The sequence below is a fragment of the Bacillus cereus group sp. MYBK101-2 genome, assembly GCF_051918845.1.
Classification (GTDB): Bacteria; Bacillota; Bacilli; order Bacillales; family Bacillaceae_G; genus Bacillus_A; species Bacillus_A paranthracis.
The window spans coordinates 642,030-661,927 of sequence record NZ_JBQAIE010000001.1 but is presented as its reverse complement, the minus strand read 5'-3'; the positions used below and the strand labels follow the sequence as shown (position 1 = coordinate 661,927).

Here is a 19,898-nt window from a genome sequence, read left to right as displayed (position 1 = left end):
CCACCTTTTATAAACTAAAGTAATTATGAAAAAATCTTTAATATATAAGCCTTGTAATAAGGCGCTATTACACTTACTGAAAGGTAAACAATAAGTAAAGATAAAGAACTAAATCTTAAAAACTGTATGTAATAAGATTAAGCGTAAAAAATTCTAAATTATTTTTTATGCTAGAATATTGATGAAATATAGCGAATAATGTTAGGATAATGGTGTGAAATGTGTGGAATCTTTCGTATTTTATCCAAGAAAGTGATTTTTTATTTACGCTTTCATAAAAAAATATAATGAGATTCCGTATATCCTATCTTTTTAGAATGAAAATGTTTAGAAATGAGTAACAACTTTTATTGATTTGTCAGAGCATAAGGGGGAGAGATCATGATTACATTACAACGTACACCGTTATTTGATGTATACGCGAAGTATGGTGGGAAAACAATCGACTTCGGTGGTTGGGAGTTACCAGTTCAATTTTCAAGCATTAAAGAAGAACATGAAGCTGTACGTACAGCGGCAGGTTTGTTCGATGTGTCTCATATGGGAGAAGTTGAGGTAAAAGGTGTAGATAGTTTAGCATTTTTACAACGTGTTGTTACAAATGACGTATCTACCTTAAAGGTAGGGGGCGCACAATATACAGCAATGTGCTACGAAAATGGTGGTACAGTAGATGATTTATTAATCTACAAACGTGGTGAAGAAGACTATTTATTAGTTATCAACGCATCAAATATCGAGAAAGATTACGAATGGTTAGCTAGCCATGTAATTGGCGATGCGACAGTAGTCAATGTTTCTAGTGAAGTTGCACAGCTTGCAATTCAAGGACCAAAAGCAGAAGGCATTTTACAAAAAGTTGTGTCAGAAGATTTGAAAGAAATTAAGTTCTTTAAATTTAAAAACGATATTCTTGTAGATGGAATTCCAGCACTTGTATCTCGTACAGGTTATACAGGTGAAGATGGATTTGAAATTTACTGTAAGAGTGAAGATGCTGCAAAACTTTGGGAGAAACTTCTTGAAGTTGGAGCAGAAGAGGGCTTAAAACCATGTGGTTTAGGTGCTCGTGATACACTTCGTTTCGAAGCAACATTACCACTTTACGGTCAAGAATTATCAAAAGATATTACACCGGTTGAAGCTGGGATTGGCTTTGCGGTAAAACCAAATAAAGAAGCAGACTTCTTTGGGAAAGCGACTTTAAAAGAGCAAAAAGAAAACGGTGCGCCTCGTAAGTTAGTCGGCATCGAAGTAATCGAACGTGGAATTCCTCGTACGCATTACCCTGTATTTATTGGAGAAGAAAAAATCGGGGAAGTAACGAGTGGTACACAATCTCCAACGTTAAAGAAAAGCATTGGTTTAGCACTAATTGATGTAAAATACGCAGCAGTTGATACAGAAGTAGAAATTGAAATTCGTAATAAACGCGTCAAAGCAGTAGTTGTTCCAACACCATTTTATAAACGTTCAAAGTAACGGGGAGAGGGGTAGATTTCATGTTGCATCGTTATCTTCCAATGACAGAAGAAGACAAAAAAGAAATGTTACAAACGATCGGCGTTCAAACGATCGATGAGTTATTCTCTGATATTCCAGAGAGTGTTCGTTTTAAAGGGGATTTAAAAATTAAAGAAGCAAAATCAGAGCCAGAGCTTTTAAAAGAGTTATCTCAAATGGCTAGTAAAAATGCTAACTTAAAAGAGTACGCTTCTTTCTTAGGAGCAGGCGTATACGACCATTACGCTCCAGTAATCGTAGATCATGTTATCTCTCGCTCAGAATTTTATACAGCTTACACGCCATACCAACCAGAAATTTCACAAGGGGAATTACAAGCAATCTTTGAATTCCAAACGATGATTTGTGAATTAACAGGAATGGATGTAGCAAACTCTTCTATGTACGACGGTGGTACAGCTTTAGCTGAAGCGGCAATGCTAGCAGCTGGCCATACTCGTAAAAAGAAAATTCTTGTATCTAGCGCAGTTCATCCAGAATCAAGAGCTGTACTTGAAACATATGCAAAAGGTCAACATCTTGAAGTTGTTGAAATTAATCATAAAGATGGTGTAACAGATTTAGATGTATTACAAAGTGAAGTAGATGATACAGTTGCTTGTGTAATCGTTCAATATCCAAACTTCTTTGGACAAGTTGAAAAATTAGCTGATATTGAAAAAATCGTTCATCAACAAAAATCATTATTTATCGTTTCTTCAAATCCATTATCATTAGGCGCATTAACACCACCAGGAAAATTTGGTGCTGATATTGTAATCGGTGATGCACAACCATTTGGTATTCCAACGCAGTTTGGTGGACCACACTGTGGTTACTTTGCAACAACGAAAGCATTTATGCGTAAAATTCCAGGACGTCTTGTTGGACAAACTGTAGATTCAGATGGGAAACGTGGGTTTGTATTAACGTTACAAGCACGTGAACAGCACATTCGTCGTGATAAAGCGACGTCTAACATTTGTTCAAACCAAGCGTTAAATGCATTAGCAGCATCAGTTGCAATGACGGCACTTGGTAAACAAGGTGTGAAAGAAATGGCGCGTCAAAACATTTCTAAAGCACAATATGCAAAACGTCAATTTGAAGCGAAAGGCTTCACAGTTACATTTGCTGGACCATTCTTTAATGAGTTCGTTGTAGATTGCAAGCGCCCAGTGAAAGAAGTAAACGATGCATTATTACAAAAGAATATTATCGGCGGTTACGACCTAGGCCGTGATTATAAAGAGCATGAGAACCATATGCTTGTAGCAGTAACTGAGCTTCGTACAAAAGAGGAAATTGACACACTTGTAAACGAAATGGGGGCTATCCAATGAAGAACCAAGACCAAGCACTTATCTTTGAAGTAAGTAAAGAAGGACGCATAGGATATAGCCTACCAAAATTAGATGTAGAAGAAGTGAAACTAGAAGATGTATTTGAGAGCGATTATATTCGAGTAGAAGATGCAGAGCTACCAGAAGTATCTGAACTTGATATTATGCGCCACTATACAGCACTTTCAAACCGTAACCACGGCGTTGATTCTGGATTCTATCCACTTGGATCTTGTACGATGAAATATAATCCGAAAATTAATGAGAGTGTAGCTCGTTTCGCAGGATTTGCAAATATTCATCCGTTGCAAGATGAAAAGACAGTACAAGGTGCAATGGAATTAATGTACGATTTACAAGAGCATTTAATTGAAATTACAGGTATGGATACTGTTACATTACAACCAGCAGCTGGTGCACACGGAGAATGGACAGGCTTAATGTTAATTCGTGCATACCATGAAGCAAATGGTGACTTTAACCGTACGAAAGTAATTGTTCCTGACTCTGCTCACGGAACGAATCCAGCATCTGCAACTGTAGCTGGTTTTGAAACAATTACGGTAAAATCAAATGAACATGGTCTTGTTGACTTAGAAGACTTAAAACGTGTTGTAAATGAAGAAACAGCAGCACTTATGTTAACAAACCCTAATACATTAGGTTTATTCGAAGAAAATATTTTAGAAATGGCAGAAATCGTCCATAACGCAGGCGGTAAATTATACTATGATGGTGCAAACTTAAATGCGGTATTAAGCCAAGCGCGCCCAGGAGATATGGGATTTGACGTTGTGCATTTAAACCTTCATAAAACATTTACAGGCCCTCACGGCGGCGGTGGCCCAGGTTCTGGTCCAGTAGGTGTGAAAGCTGATTTAATTCCGTACTTACCAAAACCAATTTTAGAGAAAACGGAAGATGGCTATCGCTTTAACTATGATCGTCCAGAAGCAATTGGGCGCGTAAAACCATTCTACGGTAACTTCGGAATTAACGTTCGTGCATACACATACATTCGTTCTATGGGTCCAGATGGATTACGTGCAGTAACGGAGTATGCGGTATTAAATGCGAACTATATGATGAGAAGATTAGCACCATTCTATGATCTTCCGTTCGATAGACATTGTAAGCATGAGTTTGTATTATCAGGTCGTCGTCAAAAGAAACTTGGTGTACGTACATTAGATATCGCAAAACGCCTGCTTGATTTCGGTTACCATCCACCGACAATTTACTTCCCATTAAATGTGGAAGAATGTATTATGATTGAGCCGACGGAAACAGAATCAAAAGAAACATTAGACGGTTTCATTGATAAGATGATTCAAATCGCTAAAGAAGTAGAAGAAAATCCAGAAGTTGTACAAGAAGCACCTCATACAACAGTCATTAAACGTTTAGACGAAACGATGGCTGCACGTAAACCAGTTTTACGTTATGAAAAGCCAGCTCCTGTACAAGTTTGATTAGAATAACAAAGGAAGAACTCGCTATATGCGAGTTCTTTTTTTGTATGGAGAATTTGTTCCGCAATTTGTGGCCTGGTAATCAGTAGAGATGAACAAAAACACCCACTGATTAAAGTTTCACTTTATGCAGAAGTGGTGAAGAAAATGTTAAAAATTTATATTTTTTGTTTCATAATGGTGTAAAGAGGCAGTTTTATAGGTGATTTTGTTGAAAAAGTCAGTTTGATAAAAGTATTTATTTTTGTTAGAATTTTATTGAAATTAAGAAGATGTGATGAGGCAAAAATTACTCATTTTTATGTATATGTGAAAAAACGAGCAAGACGGGGGTGAAAGTGTGGGATATCGGTGTTATAGAATGGTATACCATTTAGAAAATGGAGAAACAATTAAAGATGTAAAAGAATTTTGCTATCGAGACCAAGGAAAAGTGTTAGAAAGAGTAGCGCATCGTGTAATGGATAATAGAGAAGTGACGGCAATTGATAAGCAAGGAACGATCATTTCAATAGCATGTGAGGACATTGTAAAGGTGGAACTTGATTACATAACAGAAAGTTAACCTTGAGTCATATCGAATTATTCGATAAAATATACTGTTGAATGGTGAAGTGAGAAGAGAGGAGTTTATCATGGGTAGTACAAGACACTTTTATATGTTTATCTTAGCGTTTGTTCTTGTTGTGGCATTAACGATTTATTTAATTGTTGATAGCACTTGGTACAACACAGTTCATCCGGCGTTCCTTCTGTTTATGTATGTAGGAATTGCGGTAGTGAGTTTCGGAATGAGAGATGAGATGTTAGATCGCTTTGAAAAGTGATACATATACGAAAGACCAACAGGAAAATGTTGGTCTTTTTTTCTTGCCAAAAATAGGATAATGTGTATATACTGTATATATAAGGTATATACAGTATATACACACTGGAGGAAAACATGAATATTATTATTTCGAATTCTTCCCAAGACCCTATTTATGTACAGATAAGAAAACAATTAAGCCAGCTTATTTTAAATGGTGGTTTAAAGGGTGGAGACCAATTACCGTCTATTCGTAGCTTAGCAAAGGAATTACAGATTAGTGTAATTACTACGAAGCGTGCGTACGAGGAGCTTGAGAAAGAAGGATATATAGAAACTGTTGCTGGGAAGGGGACTTATGTTTCACGTAAAAATAATGAACTATTAAAAGAACAAAGGCTTCGTCTATTGGAAAGCAAAGCGGAAGAGATTGTAAATGAAAGTAAAGCGTTACAGCTTTCACTTGAAGAATTACAGCAGATGATTGCGTGTTTATATGAGGGGGAATAAGAGATGTTAGAGTTAAAAAACGTATGTAAAAGTTATGAAGATTTTGCAGTAAAAAATATAAGTTTTACATTACCACGCGGATATATTATGGGATTTGTCGGACCGAACGGGGCCGGGAAAAGTACGACGATCAAAATGATTATGAATTTAATTAGAAAAGATAGCGGCGATATAAAAATTTTTGGCAAGGGCAACAAGAAAGCCGAAAAGGAAATAAAGCAAAATATCGGCTTTGTATATGATGAAAATCATTATTACGAAGATTTAACGTGTGAGCAAATGAAGCGTATTATTGCACCGTTATATAAAAAGTGGGACGAAGAGCAGTATCAATCGTATATGCATAGATTGCAAGTTCCAAAGTATAAAAAAATTAAAGAACTATCAAAAGGGATGAAAATGAAATTTGCGATTGCCATCGCACTTTCGCACCACGCGGAGTTTATCATTATGGACGAACCGACAGCAGGATTAGATCCAGTTGTTCGAAGTGAATTACTTGATATGCTGCAAGAAATTGTAATGGAAGAAGAAGTATCTGTTTTATTCTCAACGCACATTACAACAGACTTAGAGCGCATCGCAGATTATATTACGTTTATCAACGATGGCGAAATTATATTTACTGGTGAGAAAGATGAATTAATGGAGAACTACGTAATCGTAAAAGGAAGTAACGATTTATTAGACCGAGAAGGAAAAGAGCTATTTGTTGGATTACGAAAAAATAAATTTGGTTTTGAAGGTTTAGCGAAGGATAAACAAGCAATTATTGACTGGTTTGGAAATGAGGTTGTACTAGAAAAGCCTACATTAGATGATATTATCGTTTACACTGCGAAAGGGAGAAGTGCCTATGCGTCAGCTCGTATATAAGGATTTGATCTTTTTTCGGGGGATATGGTTCGTATACTTTATTATACCCTTTATATTCTTTTTATTTGAACCCGGTGAGGGAATGCTGTTTCCTATGAGTTGTTTATTTATAACTCTTTCCTCAGTTATTATATTAATCATAATAGATGAACGGAATACAAGTGACATTATGATGAATAGTTTACCGCTAAGTAGAAAGGATATCATAATTGCTAGATATATTTCCTGTGCAATATTCATTGTAGGGGGCATGATTTCTACTATGTTGATTGTTTTTCTTATAAGAGGTATTACTTTTATTGCGGATATCGGTACATACCACCCTAATCTATATATTGAGATTTCATGGTATGAAGTAATAAATGGAGCTGTTTACGCCATATTTTTTGTTGTAATATTCCTTCCTAGTTATTATGTTACAAGGTCACAGATAGCACGGAGTATAGTGTCAGGAGCATCAATGGTAGTTGGTGGAATTGCTTGGATATTCATAGGAGATGGATTGGATGAAACAGCACCTTCATTCATTGAGTGGATTATGAATCCGCTGCATATTGGTGTATTTATAATTGGAGGAATTATATTAGCTAGTGTCTATATCGTTTCTATGCTTCTTACAATTAAAATTTATGAAACGCGTGATTTATAGAGAGGAGAATTCATATGCAACAGTTGATTTTGAAGGAGTTTTTTTTACAGAAGAAGATGTTTCCTTTTTATTTTTTAATCCCTATTTTATCTATTTTTAAGAATTCCGTCGAACCAATGGGGATTGCAATAGGATTATTTATAACATGTAGTACGATTATATATATTTCTTTTTATTATGACGAGAAAAGTAAAGCGGAAAAAGTATTAGTGAGTTTACCTATAACGAGAAAAGAGATAATTATAGCTAAATATATTTCAAGCACATTATTTATTATGGCTGGTTTAAGTGTAACTTTTATAGTCGTAATATTAGGAAATATTTTATTGGACAGGGATATAGTCATGCCTGGATATGCAGTGTTTTCAGCGATAGTAGCAACTTTGATTTATTGTGTAGTAACGATACCGACTAATTACATTGGGGGATATAAAGTTATTACAGTCTTGAATTTGATTATGCTGTTTCCTTTAATAGGTATGATTGGTCTTATGTGCAATATTTTTGGTGATAAAACAATTATGTTAAAAGTACTTCACTCTCAAGAGGCTACACAAGCAATGAGTGTTCTTGGTATTGGAGTATTAGTGAGTATATTCATATCAATGTTCCTCTCAATGAAAATGTTTCAGGAGGCAGAGTTATAGATGGGACATTTTCATATTAGGAGGTGCAAAACATGATCAAGCAATTAGTTTTAAAAGATATGATGATGCAAAGAAAGTTAGGGTTTGTTTATCTTATATGTTTTTTGTTCCTGCTCATTGTTGATTTTAGTAGTGATAGTTTTTTGATGACATTTAGTATGTTTGTACCTGCTCTTGGCATGATACTGTCAATGAGTTATGAGGGGAAAAATAAAAGTGAACTGATAGTAAATAGTTTACCGTTTGACCGTAAAGATCTTGTCATAGGGAAATACATATTTGTAAGTATTTTAGTTGCTCTAGGTGGATGTTTCTCCCTAGTGGTTGGTTTCATACAGCTACAAAATGAGCATATGACTGGATTTATGCTGTGGGGAGAAATTCTCGGTGGTATAACAGGTGGGGTTGTTTGTAGCATAATTGTACTTCCGATTGAATTTTCAGTAGGATATAACAGTGCAAAACAAATTGCTCCGTTCGCTGGACTTGCGTTGGGGTATTTAAGTGGACTGATTGTAAGTAACGTCTGGTTAGATGTAGAAAATGCTTGGAACACGAGTCTAGTCGTAAATATTTGTTTTATAGCAGGACTCATTCTTTTGTATATCATGTCCATGTTGCTTTCAGTTAGCTTATATAATGAGCGTGATTTATGAGGGGAGGAGTAATCGTGAGGCAACTCATAATAAAGGATTTTATCATGCAATGGAAGCATTTAATATGGTACTTAATATACCCTCTTTTCTTGTATATGACATTAACAGATGTTAAAAGCTTTTACGTAATTATGTCAGCTATAATTCCAGTTATAGCAATTTTAAAAACATTTAATGATGATAAAAAATATGATGGTGAAGTAATGTTAAATAGTTTACCGCTAGCAAAAAAAGAAATTGTAGTAGCAAAATACATAATGGCATTTATTGTTTTTATTATAAGTATGATAGTGTCTAGTCCTTTAGTAATCAATCAGTTTGAAGGTGGAACTTTTGAATTTATAACGACAACATTAGTTACGATTACTGGCTTTGTTTTTATATATTTAAGTCTTGTCTTACCGATATCGTTTTGGCTAGGATATAAAAAATCTATTTTTATTACGCTTTTTATACTAATGGCACCGATTGTTATTATAGAAATGTTCTTTCAAGTTAATATAGAACAAATTCATTTACATAATGGAGTATTGTTAAGTTGTTCTATTTGTATGTTGCTTTTATCTGTACTTGCTTCGGTAAAGCTATATGAAAAAAGAGAATTTTAAAAGGTGCCCTATATAAGGCACCTTATTCAATAACGACAATAGGAAAGTAAAAGTTTATAAACAGAAAGATTACTCGGTATAACATCTTTCGGAGTATGTAATATAAAGCTGAAAACGATAACGAGAATAAGAAAGAGGAAAAATAAAAATAGGATCTGCTTATGTACGGAATTTTGCATATTATCCACTCCTTTTTTAGGTAGTATGTCCAAAAGAAAGGAGTGTATGAAAAATTTTAGGAGGGGAGAATAATGAACAAAAGAAAATGGTTATATAGAATAGGGATATTTTTCGTTTCAATCGGTCTCATATTAGCAAATGTTTATTCAGATATACCACCGTTATTTCCTAGTTTGCATAAAGGGGTTGGTATAAGTATTGCCATAGTCGGTCTTCTTTGTCTTATCACATCAAACTTCTACAAAAAGTCTGAAGGAATATAAAAAAGGACAGTTACTCTTTTTCAGAAGTACTGTCCTTTTTAAATAACTTATTCCACAGCTTGGCGATACTCCATATAATGACGATTGAAATGGAGGCAATAATGGACCAAACGATTGATATCATTTCAAGTGTCAAGTTAGGAAGGAATGTGAGAATGGATACTATTTTATGAAACAACCATTCTATTATGTGAAAACTGATTTGTAATAGAATGACGATACTAAGCGTGATCCATGCTAACAGTTGCTTCCCTTTTTCTTTCCACATGACATTCACCTCACGTTAGCTCAATAGTTTTAAGCCAACAGCGCCGCATAGAATGCAGCTTAAGAAAGCAAGACGACGCCAATCCGCTGATTCGCGGAAAATAAGGATGCCTAGAAGTGCACTTCCGGCAGTTCCGATTCCAGTCCAAATCGCGTAAGCAGTTCCCATCGGTAATGTGTTCATCGCAAGGGATAAGAAGAAGAAGCTTACGCCGAAGTTAGCGATTAAAATAACTTTTGGTGCCCAGCCTTTCTTTTCAGTGGCTACTTTCATAAAGAGTACACCAATAATTTCACAAATACCAGCTAGAATTAAAAATACCCAAGCCATTTTATGCGGCCTCCTTCGCTTCTTTTTCTTCTGTTACTCGCTTTAAACCAATTACGCCAAAGAAGATTAAACCAATTAATAATACTTTTACGATAGAGAATGGCTCTCCGAAAACGAAAATTTCTGTAAGAACGATTCCACCAGCTCCAATTCCAGTGAAGACTGCGTATACAGTACCAACAGGTAAATCTTTATAAGCTCTAAATAATAAGACGAAACTAACTGTAATTAATAACGCAACACCAGCCCATTCAAGTGGAGCCTCCGCGTGTTTTAATCCAATTACCCAAAAGATTTCAATAATACCAGCTAAGATTACATAAATCCATGCCATATGTCATCTCTCCTTCCTACCAGTCGTTAGGTAAAGGGCTTAAAAACGACGCATTGCAAAGGAGCAATCCGTCAGTTTGAAAGTCCACGCCAAAATACTTTCCAAGAAGCGTCTAAACGTGTCTCAAAACGATTTAAACCTGCGTATAGTAGTTCAACCATAAGACCGTCAAGTAAGCATAGAAAAGCCTCTAAGGCGTCTTTTACTTCAATGTTATGCAACTCATCTCGTTCGCTTGCTCTTTTAAATATAGGGAATAAAAGTTTTCCGACGTTTTCAATGTGTACATTTGCTTTATTAATAATTTGTTCGCGAAATGCATCAGGCGGAAAATAAGAAGTTCGTAACCAAAACATTGATTCTTCACTTTCACCAAATCGTTTTGCATAGCCCTTTAGTAGCTGTAAGAGCAATTCTTCAGTAGACGAATTGGAAAACTTTTCGATATCGCCTGTGAAGCTTTGTAAATCTTTTTGAAGAGCGGATTCTAAGCATATAAAATATAGCTCTTCTTTTCCTTTAAAGTGTGCGTAAATTGATGGTTTTTTAATCCCGACTTCTTGAGCAATATTTGCTAATGAAGTTCCTTCGTAGCCGTAGCGTGCGAAATGAGAAAGTGCTACAGCTTTAATGCGGTTTGCTGTCATTTTCATCCCCTACCTACCGTTCGTTAGGTTCATTATATGCGAGTAAAAATACAAAGTCAATAGGTGAAGAACTGAAAAAGAGCGCTATAGATAACGCTCTTATTAGACAGTATCTCGTTCAATTAAATGGAATGAAAGCTCTTTTGCGTTCCCGATAATTTGCTCGCTTTGGATTTGTTTATGGAATAAAGAAAACGCATGTGAGCCCATTTCGAGACCGGGATGTTCAATTGTTGAAATTTCTAACGCCTTTGAAATTTCATGATTATCAAATCCGAGGATAGCAAGATCTTCGGGTACTCGAAGACCTTGCTTTCGAGCCTCTGTTAATAAACCAGCTGCAACTTGATCGTTAGCTGTAAAAATAGCGGTTGGACGATTTTTCATGTTTACAATACGATGGAGTATTTGTGCACCGTCTTGCATTGTATAGCATTGATGAAAAATCCATTCGGGATGTAACGTTTTGCCTTCGTTACGAAGTGTATCAGCAAACGCTTTTTCACGTTCCATAGAATTTACACTTGTTTTTCTTGCTAAACAAATCCCGATTTTTTCATGGCCTTTATTGAGTAAATAGGCGGTGCCGAGACGGAAGCCTTCATAATGATCTACGTAGACAGATGAAATGAGGGGGTGCTTCATTTTTTCGCATGAAATAATAGGAGCAAATTTTGCGAAAGGTTCAATTTGTTCCCATGAACTCGTTCGAGAGCAAATAATCATCCCGTCGAATTGTTTCATTTTCATCATTTCAAGAACACGAATTTCTTCAATACTATCGTAATTCGTTTGACATAAATTAATGTGATAGCCAGCAGCTAACGCTTCGTTTCCGATTCCTTCAATAATGGTACTGAAGTATGGAAGGTTAATGAAAGGGAGCATAACGCCGATCGTATATGTTTTTCCCTTTATTAAATGAATAGCATTTATATTTTTGGCATAGTTCAATTCTTCAACAGCATCTAGAACACGCTTACGTTTTTCTTCTTTTACGTAAGGGTGATTATTCAGGACACGAGAAACAGTTGATATGGATACACCAGCGGTTTTTGCAATTTGTTTTATATTGGCCATATGTATCACCTCTCTCCTTATTATAAAGGGAAAATAATAAGAATGAAAAAATCTTGACCTGAAAAGCTTTTCACAAACTATGTTATAAATATGACTTCTGTTATTCGCGTAACCTTTTTATTTGGGCGTGAGAATGATAGGGGTCTTTTTTGCGTTTATAAAAGAAGTTTTGTCAAAATGTGTGAGAATAACGTGGAAAGTTTTCAAATGAAAAAACTAGCTGAATTATTCAGCTAGTTTTTGTATGTTATTATTTCTTTTTAATTTTTCCAGTCCACGTTTTGAATCCACCTTGTAATTGGTAGAAATCTTTGTAGCCTTGTTTCTTTAAGTATTGAGCCGCACGACCAGTACGGAATCCGCTTTGACAGTATAAGTAAACTGGTTGATCTTTACGAAGTTCTTTATGACGAAGGCGAATTTGTGATAATGGAATGTTACGTGCGCCTAAAATATGCCCTGCAGTATATTCGTCTGCTTCGCGAATATCGATAAGCTGTGCTTTACGGTAGCCAGCGCGAAACTCTTCTTCTGAAAGTGTTGTAATTAATTTTTTCTGATAGAAATACATCCATACAGTGTAACCGATGAACGCTACGATTACGGCTAATAAAATAATCCAAGTTGTTGACACGATTCTATCGCTCCCTTTTTTCTTATCCTACTTTCAATATTATAATGCCCGTATGTATTTATGCAACAGATTCATTTGTATATAAGAAGAAATTTCGTATTCTTTCACAAATTTTGTCGAATTTGGTAGACTAGAGAATGTGAAAAATAATTGGTTATATGAGGTGCAGGATGGGAAAAGAAAAATGGTGTTATATTAACTCTGGTCAATGTTCACCGGCATTTAATATGGCGTTAGATGAATGTTTATTAAATTGGCAAAGTGAAAAGAAAATGCCACCAACCATTCGTTTTTACGAATGGGAAGTACCAACATTAACAGTCGGGTATTTCCAACGTGTTGAAAAAGATATTAATATGGATGTAGTTAACGAAAAGAAATATGGATTCGTTCGTCGTCAAACAGGCGGTAGGGGTGTACTACATGATAAAGAATTAACGTACAGTGTTATTGTGTCTGAAGATCATCCGAATATGCCAAAAACAGTTACAGAAGCGTATCGTGTTATTTCGCAAGGTTTATTAGATGGTTTTAAAGCATTAGGGTTAGAAGCGTATTATGCAGTTCCAAAAACAGAAGCAGATCGTGAAAATTTAAAAAATCCACGCTCAGGCGTATGTTTTGATGCGCCGTCTTGGTATGAAATTGTAGTAGAAGGAAGAAAAATCGCAGGTAGTGCGCAAACACGTCAAAAAGGTGTTATTTTACAGCACGGGTCGATTCCATTAGAAATAGATTTAGATGAGTTATATGATCTGTTTTTATTCCCGAATGAACGTGTAAAAGAACGTATGAAGAGTATGTTCTCTTCTAAAGCGGTAGCAATTAATGAATTAACAGACCGTACGTTTACAATCGAGCAGTTAATTAAAGCGTTTGAGGTTGGGTTTGAAAAAGGATTAGATGTAGAGCTTGTTCCGTATGAATTAACAGAAGAACAATTACATGAAGTGCAAACATTAGCAAAAGAAAAGTATGAAAGCAAAGAATGGAATTATAAAAAATAAGAGGTGGCAATTGCCGCCTCTTATTTTTTTTATAGTAAATTAAGTACTTTTTCTACTTTGATTCCTTTATCTTGTAAAGAACGAAGGCGATTGACAACGTCCATAATTTCTTTGTCAAATGTAACGCTAATACCTTGGCTTTGTAGTTCTTCTTTTAAGCCTTCAATAGAATCATCTATGTCGATGCCAAGCTCGTAATCTTGACAAACTTCAATTGTCTTTTTCACGAGTTTCACATAATTTTCTTGTAGTTTTGAATTTGTTTCAGTCAAAGCAGGTTGCTTCGGTTTTGCAGGCGCGACCGGTGCTGTCTCTTGCTTTGTAACTGGAGTTGGTACTTCTCGTTTCACAGGTGCTGGAGTAGATAATTCCACAGCTGCTTCTACACTTACTGGCTTCGGTGCCGGAGTAGGCTTCGGTGTTGGTGCGGTAGCAGGTGTTTCTACACGTGTAACAGGCTTTGGAGCAGGTGTAACTGCTTTTGGAGCTTCTACAACTACTTCTTTTTTCGGAGTAGCTTCTACAACTGTTTCTTCTTGTTCAGCAGCCTCTTTATTTTCTTTACTCCACATAACGCGTTCTATCTCTAGAGAAACATTATTTTTGTTCATCGCTGTTAATGTAACTTTACCAACTTCAGCGTTTCCAGTGAAATCAACAATTTTATAAATAACACTCTTGTTCCAATCCACGTTTCCGCTCAAAAATAATTCTTCGTTACATTTCGGCGTTAAGCCCTCGATTTTAATTTCTGCGTTTACACCGTTTTCACTATATACCATAATTAGCGAAGCATTTACATCTTCGTCTGCTAACATTAGTTCACGTACCATTTTGCCGGTGCGTACTTGCGTTTTCTTCTTAACTGACATCTAATTTCTCCTCTCAAAAATTCAGTAATAATAAAAAAATCGTATAACGAAAAATAATTGCTCACGAAGATTTATGATACCGATAATAAAAGCATCACGTCAACAATTAACTTTAATTATTTTGCATTTTTCTTATTTTCTTTATGAAATTTTTCAATTTGTAAAATTAGACAGAAGAAAAACAGCCTTTTGAAGGGCTGTTAAAACGTGGAAAACTTTAATGCGTGTTAAATTTTCAGCGTTTCCCATACTAACGAGAGGAGGGAAGCGTATGAAACCATTTATGCCAAAAATCGTTTACTTTGAACCGAAGGCACTTGAATATCCACTTGGAAAAGAGCTATATGAGAAGTTTACGAAGATGGGATTAGAAATTCGTGAAACGACATCCCATAATCAAATTAGAAATTTACCAGGTGAAAATGATTTGCAAAAGTACCGTAATGCAAAGGCAACGCTTGTTGTTGGGGTAAGGAAGACATTAAAGTTCGATACGTCAAAACCGTCAGCTGAATATGCAATCCCGCTCGCAACAGGGTGTATGGGGCATTGTCATTATTGTTATTTGCAAACGACACTTGGGAGTAAGCCTTACGTTCGCGTGTATGTGAATCTTGAAGAAATATTTGAGAAAGCACAGCAATATATGGATGAAAGAGCACCTGAAATAACAAGGTTTGAAGCTGCTTGTACATCAGATATCGTTGGGATCGATCATTTAACACATGCATTAAAGCGCGCGATCGAATTCATTGGAGAAAGTGAGCATGGACGTTTACGTTTCGTTACGAAATATTCGCACGTTGATCATTTGTTAGATGCAAAACATAACGGGAAAACTCGTTTCAGGTTTAGTATTAATTCACGGTATGTAATTAAAAATTTTGAACCAGGGACATCACCGTTTGAAGAAAGAATTGAAGCGGCTCGTAAAGTAGCAGGCGCGGGTTATCCACTTGGATTTATAGTGGCGCCGCTTTATATGCATGAAGGATGGGAAGAAGGATACCGTGAATTATTTGAGCGATTGTACAATGCATTAAAAGATTTGTCGATACCGAATTTAACATTTGAATTAATTCAACATCGCTTTACAAAGCCTGCAAAAAAAGTCATTCAAGAGCGTTATCCGAATACGAAACTTGAAATGGATGAAGAGAAGCGTAAATATAAATGGGGACGATATGGAATCGGGAAATACGTATATAAAAAAGATGATGCGGAAGTATTAGAAGAAACGATAAGAGGTTATATACATGAGTTTTTTCCTGATGCAGAAATACAATACTTTACTTAAGAGGAGTCTGTATACAAATACAGATTCTTTTTTGTTTTATATATTTAGGTTTGTTTTCAACTTGTCACGTTATTCTTTCTGGTGTATCATTTTATTGATTGCTTCGTACGGAATGAGCAAAATGAAATTGGATGGAGGAAACCGATGCCTACCCCTAGTATGGAAGATTATATTGAACAAATTTATTTGTTGATTGATGAAAAGGGTTATGCCCGCGTATCTGATATTGCTGAAGCGCTTAGTGTACATCCATCCTCTGTAACAAAAATGGTGCAAAAATTAGACAAAGATGAATATCTAATTTATGAAAAATATAGAGGGCTTGTATTAACATCAAAAGGTAAAAAAATTGGAGAACGTCTCGTATATCGTCATGAATTGTTAGAGCAATTTATGCGTATTATCGGTGTGGATGAAAGTAAGATTTACAATGATGTAGAAGGAATTGAACATCATTTAAGCTGGGAAGCAATTGACCGCATTGGTGATTTAGTGCAATACTTTGAACAAGATGAGGTTCGAGTGGAAACACTTCGTGGTGTTCAAAAGGCAAATGAAGAGAAAAGTAATTAAGGGGAACGTAAGTCGTTTCCTTTTTTATTTCAATCGAAAAGGATGGGAGAATGATGAAAGCAATTATTTTTGATTTTGATGGATTAATTGTGGACACAGAAACAATATGGTTTCACTCTTTCAGAGACGCCGTTCGTGAGTACGGTGGAGATTTACCTTTAGAGGAATTTACAAAGTGTATTGGAACGACAGATGATGTACTGTATGCATATTTAAATGAGCAATTAAAAGAGAAGTTTAACAAGCATGCATTAAAAGAAAAAGTGAAAATTTTACATAAAGAAAAAATGAAAACACCAGAAGCTCGTGACGGAGTAAAAGAATACTTACAAGAAGCGAAAGAAATGGGATTAAAAATCGCATTAGCTTCCAGTTCATCTAAAGAATGGGTGATTCCTTTTTTGGAAGAACTACAAATTCGAGATTATTTTGAAGTTATTAAAACGAGAGAAGATGTTGAGAAGGTAAAACCAGATCCAGCACTTTACCGAGTAGCAATAGAAGATTTAGGAGTAGATTCGTCTGAAGCAGTTGTATTTGAAGACTCGTTAAACGGATTAAAAGCAGCGATTGCAGCGGGATTAACGTGCGTTGTTGTACCTAATGATGTGACACGTAATTTACCATTTGAAAATCATCACCTTCGAATTGAAAGTATGAAAGATAAAAGTTTGAAAGAAGTACTGCAAAATATAAAGAAAGACCGTATTTCCTAAAAGGAAGCACGGTCTTTCTTTTTGTTTTTTTTACCTTCAATGACAGTTAAATGAGATTGTTTTCTTTTTCGCTTTAAAGAAGAAAGATTCCCTTTTTTCCCTTTGTCATTAGAAGCGTTTGATTTAAAGAAAGAATTGCTTAGGGGTGCTACATTTTGTTTCCCATGCTTGCGGCTCGATTGTTTTGCAGCGCGCTTATATGAGCTTTGCGAATTTGCTGAACCGCTAGAGTTTGTAAACATTTTGTAGAGTAAATAAAAGATACCAACGACAGCCAACATAATACCAATATTTCTTAACACTCCCATTGGGTTTGTAATGACAGATGAAACAAGGCCGAATATTGCTAATCCGATAATAAGCACAAATATAGCGAAAGTAAACGAACGACCGTTCATAAGGAACACCTCCTAAAAACATATATTAAAATTAGTATATTAACGATGAGGAAAGGAGTTGAACACCATTTTTAAATAATTATTGTTTGTTTTCTAAACGTAATAATTCTTCAAACGATGCAATAGCTACTTCCACTTGATCATCTGTTGGTTCTTTCGTTGTTAATAGTTGTAGCCATAATCCGGGATATCCAAGTATGCGTAATACTGGAATATCGCGTAATCGATTCGTAAATTGTAACACTTCAAAAGAAATGCCGAGAACGACAGGGATTAATAAAATTCGGTTTACCACTCTGGCCCAAAGTGGATCTGTAGGGACAAGGAAATAAACAAACATTCCGATAATGACTGTAAATATAATAAAGCTACTGCCACAGCGATAATGAAGGCGAGTTTGTTTTTGCACATTTTCTACAGTCAATGAAAGATTATTCTCATAGGCATTAATTACTTTATGCTCCGCACCATGGTACTGAAATACCCGCTTAATGAGTGGCGTTAAAGAAATAAAGTATATATAGCTCAATAATAACATGAGCTTAATAACACTTTCGACAATGATTTGCCCTGTATGAGATGGGAAAATCGGTCTCGTTAATTCAGCTAGTAATGCAGGAACTGCTGTGAAAATGACTTTACCGAATATGAAAGATAAAACGCCAACTGCTGCAACTCCTAATACCATCGTTAACTTCGATTGTTCTTCTTTTTTATTTGCAATTTGTTCATCTTCTTCTGGGTGAACATCAAATCGTTCTGAAGCAAAGTTTAAATGTTTTGCCCCGTTCGCGCTTGCATCCACAATAGCGGCAATCCCTCGTAAAAATGGAATTTTTTTTAGGATAGATAATGCTTTATTACGAACGCGTGGTAATCGATAAAATTCAATCGATTTATCTTTACGACGAACCGCTGTAACAGTATATTCTCTACCGCCAAACATAACTCCTTCTATGACTGCTTGCCCGCCATATATTTGTTTTGACTCTTCTGCCATGTTAACACCAACCTGTATTTGTTTCTCTCTTATGTAGAAAAAGAGGCAATTGTCATACTGGGTTCTGTCATTTTGAAATAAGACAATCACCGAGTTTCCTTTATTTTATCGACAAATACAAGTATATGACAAGGAAAAATGTTACGAGAGTCGGACATTTCTTATTCTTTTTATAGACAAATTTCGCAGTATTTAAACATGGTTCAAAATAGTTTCGGGCATACTATTGAGCGGAGGTGTTGATGTGAGTCAAGAACATATAGGAACAAGAAATTTTGTGCAAATTGGTTTATTTGGTGGACTGTTTTGGGGAGGGATATGGTATTTCCTTCATATATTTTCATTTACGGAAGCCGGACCGAACTATTTACTTCTACCATTTGCCTTTGGAAGCTGGAAAGAAGGGGTATGGGGCAATGTGTCAGGAATTGTTTGTATGGGAATACTTTCGATTTTAATTGCCTTTTTGTATAAAGCGTTTTTGGCAAAGTTTGAAGGAGTTCTTCCAGGGATGATTTATGGTCTATTTTGGTGGGCATTACTATTTTTCGGAATGGGGTTAATAGCGCCTGCTATTAAAAGCGCACTCCGTTTACCGAAAGAAACAATTGTGACGACGATATGCATTTTTATATTGTATGGTGTATTTATAGCATACTCTGTTTCTTACGCAGTAAATACCAATAAGGCCGAGCGAAAAGGGGAAGAGAAGACAAACTATTCAAACAAGTAACTCCTATGTTAAAATGTTATATAGACATTTAATATTAAGGAGTTTTAAGCATATGAAAAAGGTACTCCTCGTAAACGGTCCTAACCTAAATCGCCTCGGTGTCAGAGAGGTAAATGTATATGGAAAGGGCACGCTAGCGACACTTGAAGCAGATATGAAGCAAGAAGCAGAAACAATGGGAGTGGAGTTAGAATGTTTCCAATCGAATCATGAAGGTGCGATTATCGATCGTATTCATGAGGCGGAAGATATATATGAAGGGATCATTTTAAATCCTGGAGCATTTACGCATTATAGCTATGCGATTCGAGATGCAATTGCGAGCATTTCGATTCCTGTTATTGAAGTACATATTTCTAACATTCATCAGCGTGAGTCGTTCCGTCACGAATCTGTGACGGCAGCTGTTTGTGCGGGACAAATTGTTGGATTTGGTTTTTATGGCTATAAGTTAGCGTTATTTGCATTAATGGAGAAATTGAGGGAGGCATAAA

27 protein-coding genes are annotated in these 19,898 nt (G+C 35.7%); 18 read left to right on the top strand and 9 right to left on the bottom strand.

The annotated features are described in order from the left end of the window. The first annotated feature begins 381 nt into the window (after positions 1 to 381). The 12 genes from gcvT to ACTFSI_RS03470 all read left to right on the top strand — a co-directional run bounded on the left by gcvT (position 382) and on the right by ACTFSI_RS03470 (position 9,515). Positions 382 to 1,482, top strand: a complete 1,101-nt coding sequence (gene gcvT / locus ACTFSI_RS03525; protein ID WP_000631772.1) for a glycine cleavage system aminomethyltransferase GcvT — start codon at positions 382 to 384, stop codon at positions 1,480 to 1,482. Positions 1,483 to 1,502: 20 nt separating this feature from the next. Next, positions 1,503 to 2,846 (top strand): aminomethyl-transferring glycine dehydrogenase subunit 1, encoded by a 1,344-nt coding sequence (gene gcvPA, locus ACTFSI_RS03520; RefSeq protein ID WP_000903231.1) that lies wholly within the window; start codon positions 1,503 to 1,505, stop codon positions 2,844 to 2,846. Beyond that, positions 2,843 to 4,318 carry an aminomethyl-transferring glycine dehydrogenase subunit 2 gene (gene gcvPB / locus ACTFSI_RS03515; RefSeq protein ID WP_000795696.1) on the top strand — a complete coding sequence of 492 codons (1,476 nt, stop codon included), beginning with the start codon at positions 2,843 to 2,845 and terminating at the stop codon, positions 4,316 to 4,318. The genes gcvPA and gcvPB overlap by 4 nt, the downstream gene beginning before the upstream one ends. Before the next feature lie 361 nt (positions 4,319 to 4,679). Then, positions 4,680 to 4,883: a DUF3929 family protein gene (locus ACTFSI_RS03510; protein WP_000262495.1), complete on the top strand. Its 204-nt coding sequence runs from the start codon at positions 4,680 to 4,682 to the stop codon at positions 4,881 to 4,883. 70 nt (positions 4,884 to 4,953) lie between these two features. Further along, positions 4,954 to 5,145 (top strand): hypothetical protein, encoded by a 192-nt coding sequence (locus tag ACTFSI_RS03505; RefSeq protein ID WP_000535935.1) that lies wholly within the window; start codon positions 4,954 to 4,956, stop codon positions 5,143 to 5,145. A 116-nt stretch (positions 5,146 to 5,261) separates the two neighbouring features. Further along, on the top strand, positions 5,262 to 5,636 hold the full coding sequence (locus ACTFSI_RS03500) for a GntR family transcriptional regulator (protein ID WP_001021352.1): 375 nt from the start codon (positions 5,262 to 5,264) through the stop codon (positions 5,634 to 5,636). 3 nt (positions 5,637 to 5,639) lie between these two features. Continuing rightward, entirely contained in the window at positions 5,640 to 6,512 is an 873-nt protein-coding gene (locus tag ACTFSI_RS03495; RefSeq protein WP_440045237.1) for an ABC transporter ATP-binding protein, read from the top strand. After that, a complete protein-coding gene (locus tag ACTFSI_RS03490) occupies positions 6,493 to 7,161 on the top strand; it encodes an ABC-2 transporter permease (protein WP_044793807.1) in 669 nt (222 codons plus the stop codon). The genes ACTFSI_RS03495 and ACTFSI_RS03490 overlap by 20 nt, the downstream gene beginning before the upstream one ends. A gap of 14 nt (positions 7,162 to 7,175) precedes the next feature. Continuing rightward, positions 7,176 to 7,808 (top strand): ABC-2 transporter permease, encoded by a 633-nt coding sequence (locus ACTFSI_RS03485; protein ID WP_440045236.1) that lies wholly within the window; start codon positions 7,176 to 7,178, stop codon positions 7,806 to 7,808. A 32-nt stretch (positions 7,809 to 7,840) separates the two neighbouring features. After that, a complete protein-coding gene (locus ACTFSI_RS03480) occupies positions 7,841 to 8,464 on the top strand; it encodes an ABC-2 transporter permease (RefSeq protein WP_070806829.1) in 624 nt (207 codons plus the stop codon). 14 nt (positions 8,465 to 8,478) lie between these two features. Further along, positions 8,479 to 9,072 carry an ABC-2 transporter permease gene (locus ACTFSI_RS03475; RefSeq protein ID WP_001249400.1) on the top strand — a complete coding sequence of 198 codons (594 nt, stop codon included), beginning with the start codon at positions 8,479 to 8,481 and terminating at the stop codon, positions 9,070 to 9,072. 251 nt (positions 9,073 to 9,323) lie between these two features. After that, positions 9,324 to 9,515: a hypothetical protein gene (locus ACTFSI_RS03470; RefSeq protein ID WP_139895890.1), complete on the top strand. Its 192-nt coding sequence runs from the start codon at positions 9,324 to 9,326 to the stop codon at positions 9,513 to 9,515. Positions 9,516 to 9,525: 10 nt separating this feature from the next. On the opposite strand, the gene ACTFSI_RS03465 is transcribed toward ACTFSI_RS03470, so the two are convergent. The 6 genes from ACTFSI_RS03465 to ACTFSI_RS03440 all read right to left on the bottom strand — a co-directional run bounded on the left by ACTFSI_RS03465 (position 9,526) and on the right by ACTFSI_RS03440 (position 12,808). After that, positions 9,526 to 9,783, bottom strand: a complete 258-nt coding sequence (locus tag ACTFSI_RS03465; protein WP_000265384.1) for a DUF3975 family protein — start codon at positions 9,781 to 9,783, stop codon at positions 9,526 to 9,528. 15 nt (positions 9,784 to 9,798) lie between these two features. Beyond that, the gene (locus ACTFSI_RS03460) at positions 9,799 to 10,113 is read right to left on the bottom strand and encodes a DMT family transporter (protein WP_000312623.1); all 315 of its coding nucleotides are present in this window, start codon (positions 10,111 to 10,113) and stop codon (positions 9,799 to 9,801) included. A gap of 1 nt (position 10,114) precedes the next feature. Beyond that, positions 10,115 to 10,447, bottom strand: coding sequence for a DMT family transporter (locus ACTFSI_RS03455; protein WP_000312351.1), 333 nt, complete (start codon positions 10,445 to 10,447; stop codon positions 10,115 to 10,117). A 71-nt stretch (positions 10,448 to 10,518) separates the two neighbouring features. Next, positions 10,519 to 11,100 carry a TetR/AcrR family transcriptional regulator gene (locus ACTFSI_RS03450; protein WP_139895889.1) on the bottom strand — a complete coding sequence of 194 codons (582 nt, stop codon included), beginning with the start codon at positions 11,098 to 11,100 and terminating at the stop codon, positions 10,519 to 10,521. Positions 11,101 to 11,196: 96 nt separating this feature from the next. After that, positions 11,197 to 12,174, bottom strand: coding sequence for a LacI family DNA-binding transcriptional regulator (locus tag ACTFSI_RS03445; protein WP_001273962.1), 978 nt, complete (start codon positions 12,172 to 12,174; stop codon positions 11,197 to 11,199). 250 nt (positions 12,175 to 12,424) lie between these two features. After that, positions 12,425 to 12,808 carry a rhodanese-like domain-containing protein gene (locus ACTFSI_RS03440; protein ID WP_000108655.1) on the bottom strand — a complete coding sequence of 128 codons (384 nt, stop codon included), beginning with the start codon at positions 12,806 to 12,808 and terminating at the stop codon, positions 12,425 to 12,427. 170 nt (positions 12,809 to 12,978) lie between these two features. On the opposite strand from ACTFSI_RS03440, the gene ACTFSI_RS03435 reads away from it, so the two are divergent. Continuing rightward, on the top strand, positions 12,979 to 13,815 hold the full coding sequence (locus ACTFSI_RS03435; protein ID WP_000514079.1) for a lipoate--protein ligase family protein: 837 nt from the start codon (positions 12,979 to 12,981) through the stop codon (positions 13,813 to 13,815). A 29-nt stretch (positions 13,816 to 13,844) separates the two neighbouring features. Here the strand turns inward: ACTFSI_RS03435 and ACTFSI_RS03430 are convergent, their stop codons facing one another. After that, the gene (locus ACTFSI_RS03430) at positions 13,845 to 14,687 is read right to left on the bottom strand and encodes a hypothetical protein (RefSeq protein ID WP_000111909.1); all 843 of its coding nucleotides are present in this window, start codon (positions 14,685 to 14,687) and stop codon (positions 13,845 to 13,847) included. Positions 14,688 to 14,958: 271 nt separating this feature from the next. Here ACTFSI_RS03430 and splB point away from each other — a divergent pair, with 271 nt between their 5' ends. From splB to ACTFSI_RS03415, 3 genes are all read left to right on the top strand, one after another. Then, positions 14,959 to 15,984, top strand: coding sequence for a spore photoproduct lyase (gene splB, locus ACTFSI_RS03425; RefSeq protein ID WP_044793819.1), 1,026 nt, complete (start codon positions 14,959 to 14,961; stop codon positions 15,982 to 15,984). Between the two features lie 144 nt (positions 15,985 to 16,128). Then, positions 16,129 to 16,557: a transcriptional regulator MntR gene (gene mntR, locus ACTFSI_RS03420; protein ID WP_001143076.1), complete on the top strand. Its 429-nt coding sequence runs from the start codon at positions 16,129 to 16,131 to the stop codon at positions 16,555 to 16,557. A gap of 53 nt (positions 16,558 to 16,610) precedes the next feature. After that, the gene (locus ACTFSI_RS03415) at positions 16,611 to 17,273 is read left to right on the top strand and encodes an HAD family hydrolase (protein ID WP_265152883.1); all 663 of its coding nucleotides are present in this window, start codon (positions 16,611 to 16,613) and stop codon (positions 17,271 to 17,273) included. Here the strand turns inward: ACTFSI_RS03415 and ACTFSI_RS03410 are convergent. After that, positions 17,270 to 17,671: an SA1362 family protein gene (locus tag ACTFSI_RS03410; protein ID WP_139895886.1), complete on the bottom strand. Its 402-nt coding sequence runs from the start codon at positions 17,669 to 17,671 to the stop codon at positions 17,270 to 17,272. The genes ACTFSI_RS03415 and ACTFSI_RS03410 overlap by 4 nt on opposite strands. 79 nt (positions 17,672 to 17,750) lie before the next feature. Continuing rightward, positions 17,751 to 18,671 (bottom strand): DUF1385 domain-containing protein, encoded by a 921-nt coding sequence (locus tag ACTFSI_RS03405; RefSeq protein ID WP_000807112.1) that lies wholly within the window; start codon positions 18,669 to 18,671, stop codon positions 17,751 to 17,753. A 244-nt stretch (positions 18,672 to 18,915) separates the two neighbouring features. Between ACTFSI_RS03405 and ACTFSI_RS03400 the strand changes: the two genes are divergently transcribed. After that, the gene (locus ACTFSI_RS03400; protein ID WP_139895885.1) at positions 18,916 to 19,404 is read left to right on the top strand and encodes a YqhR family membrane protein; all 489 of its coding nucleotides are present in this window, start codon (positions 18,916 to 18,918) and stop codon (positions 19,402 to 19,404) included. 52 nt (positions 19,405 to 19,456) lie between these two features. Then, a complete protein-coding gene (aroQ, locus tag ACTFSI_RS03395; protein WP_000757087.1) occupies positions 19,457 to 19,897 on the top strand; it encodes a type II 3-dehydroquinate dehydratase in 441 nt (146 codons plus the stop codon). Position 19,898: the final 1 nt, after the last annotated feature.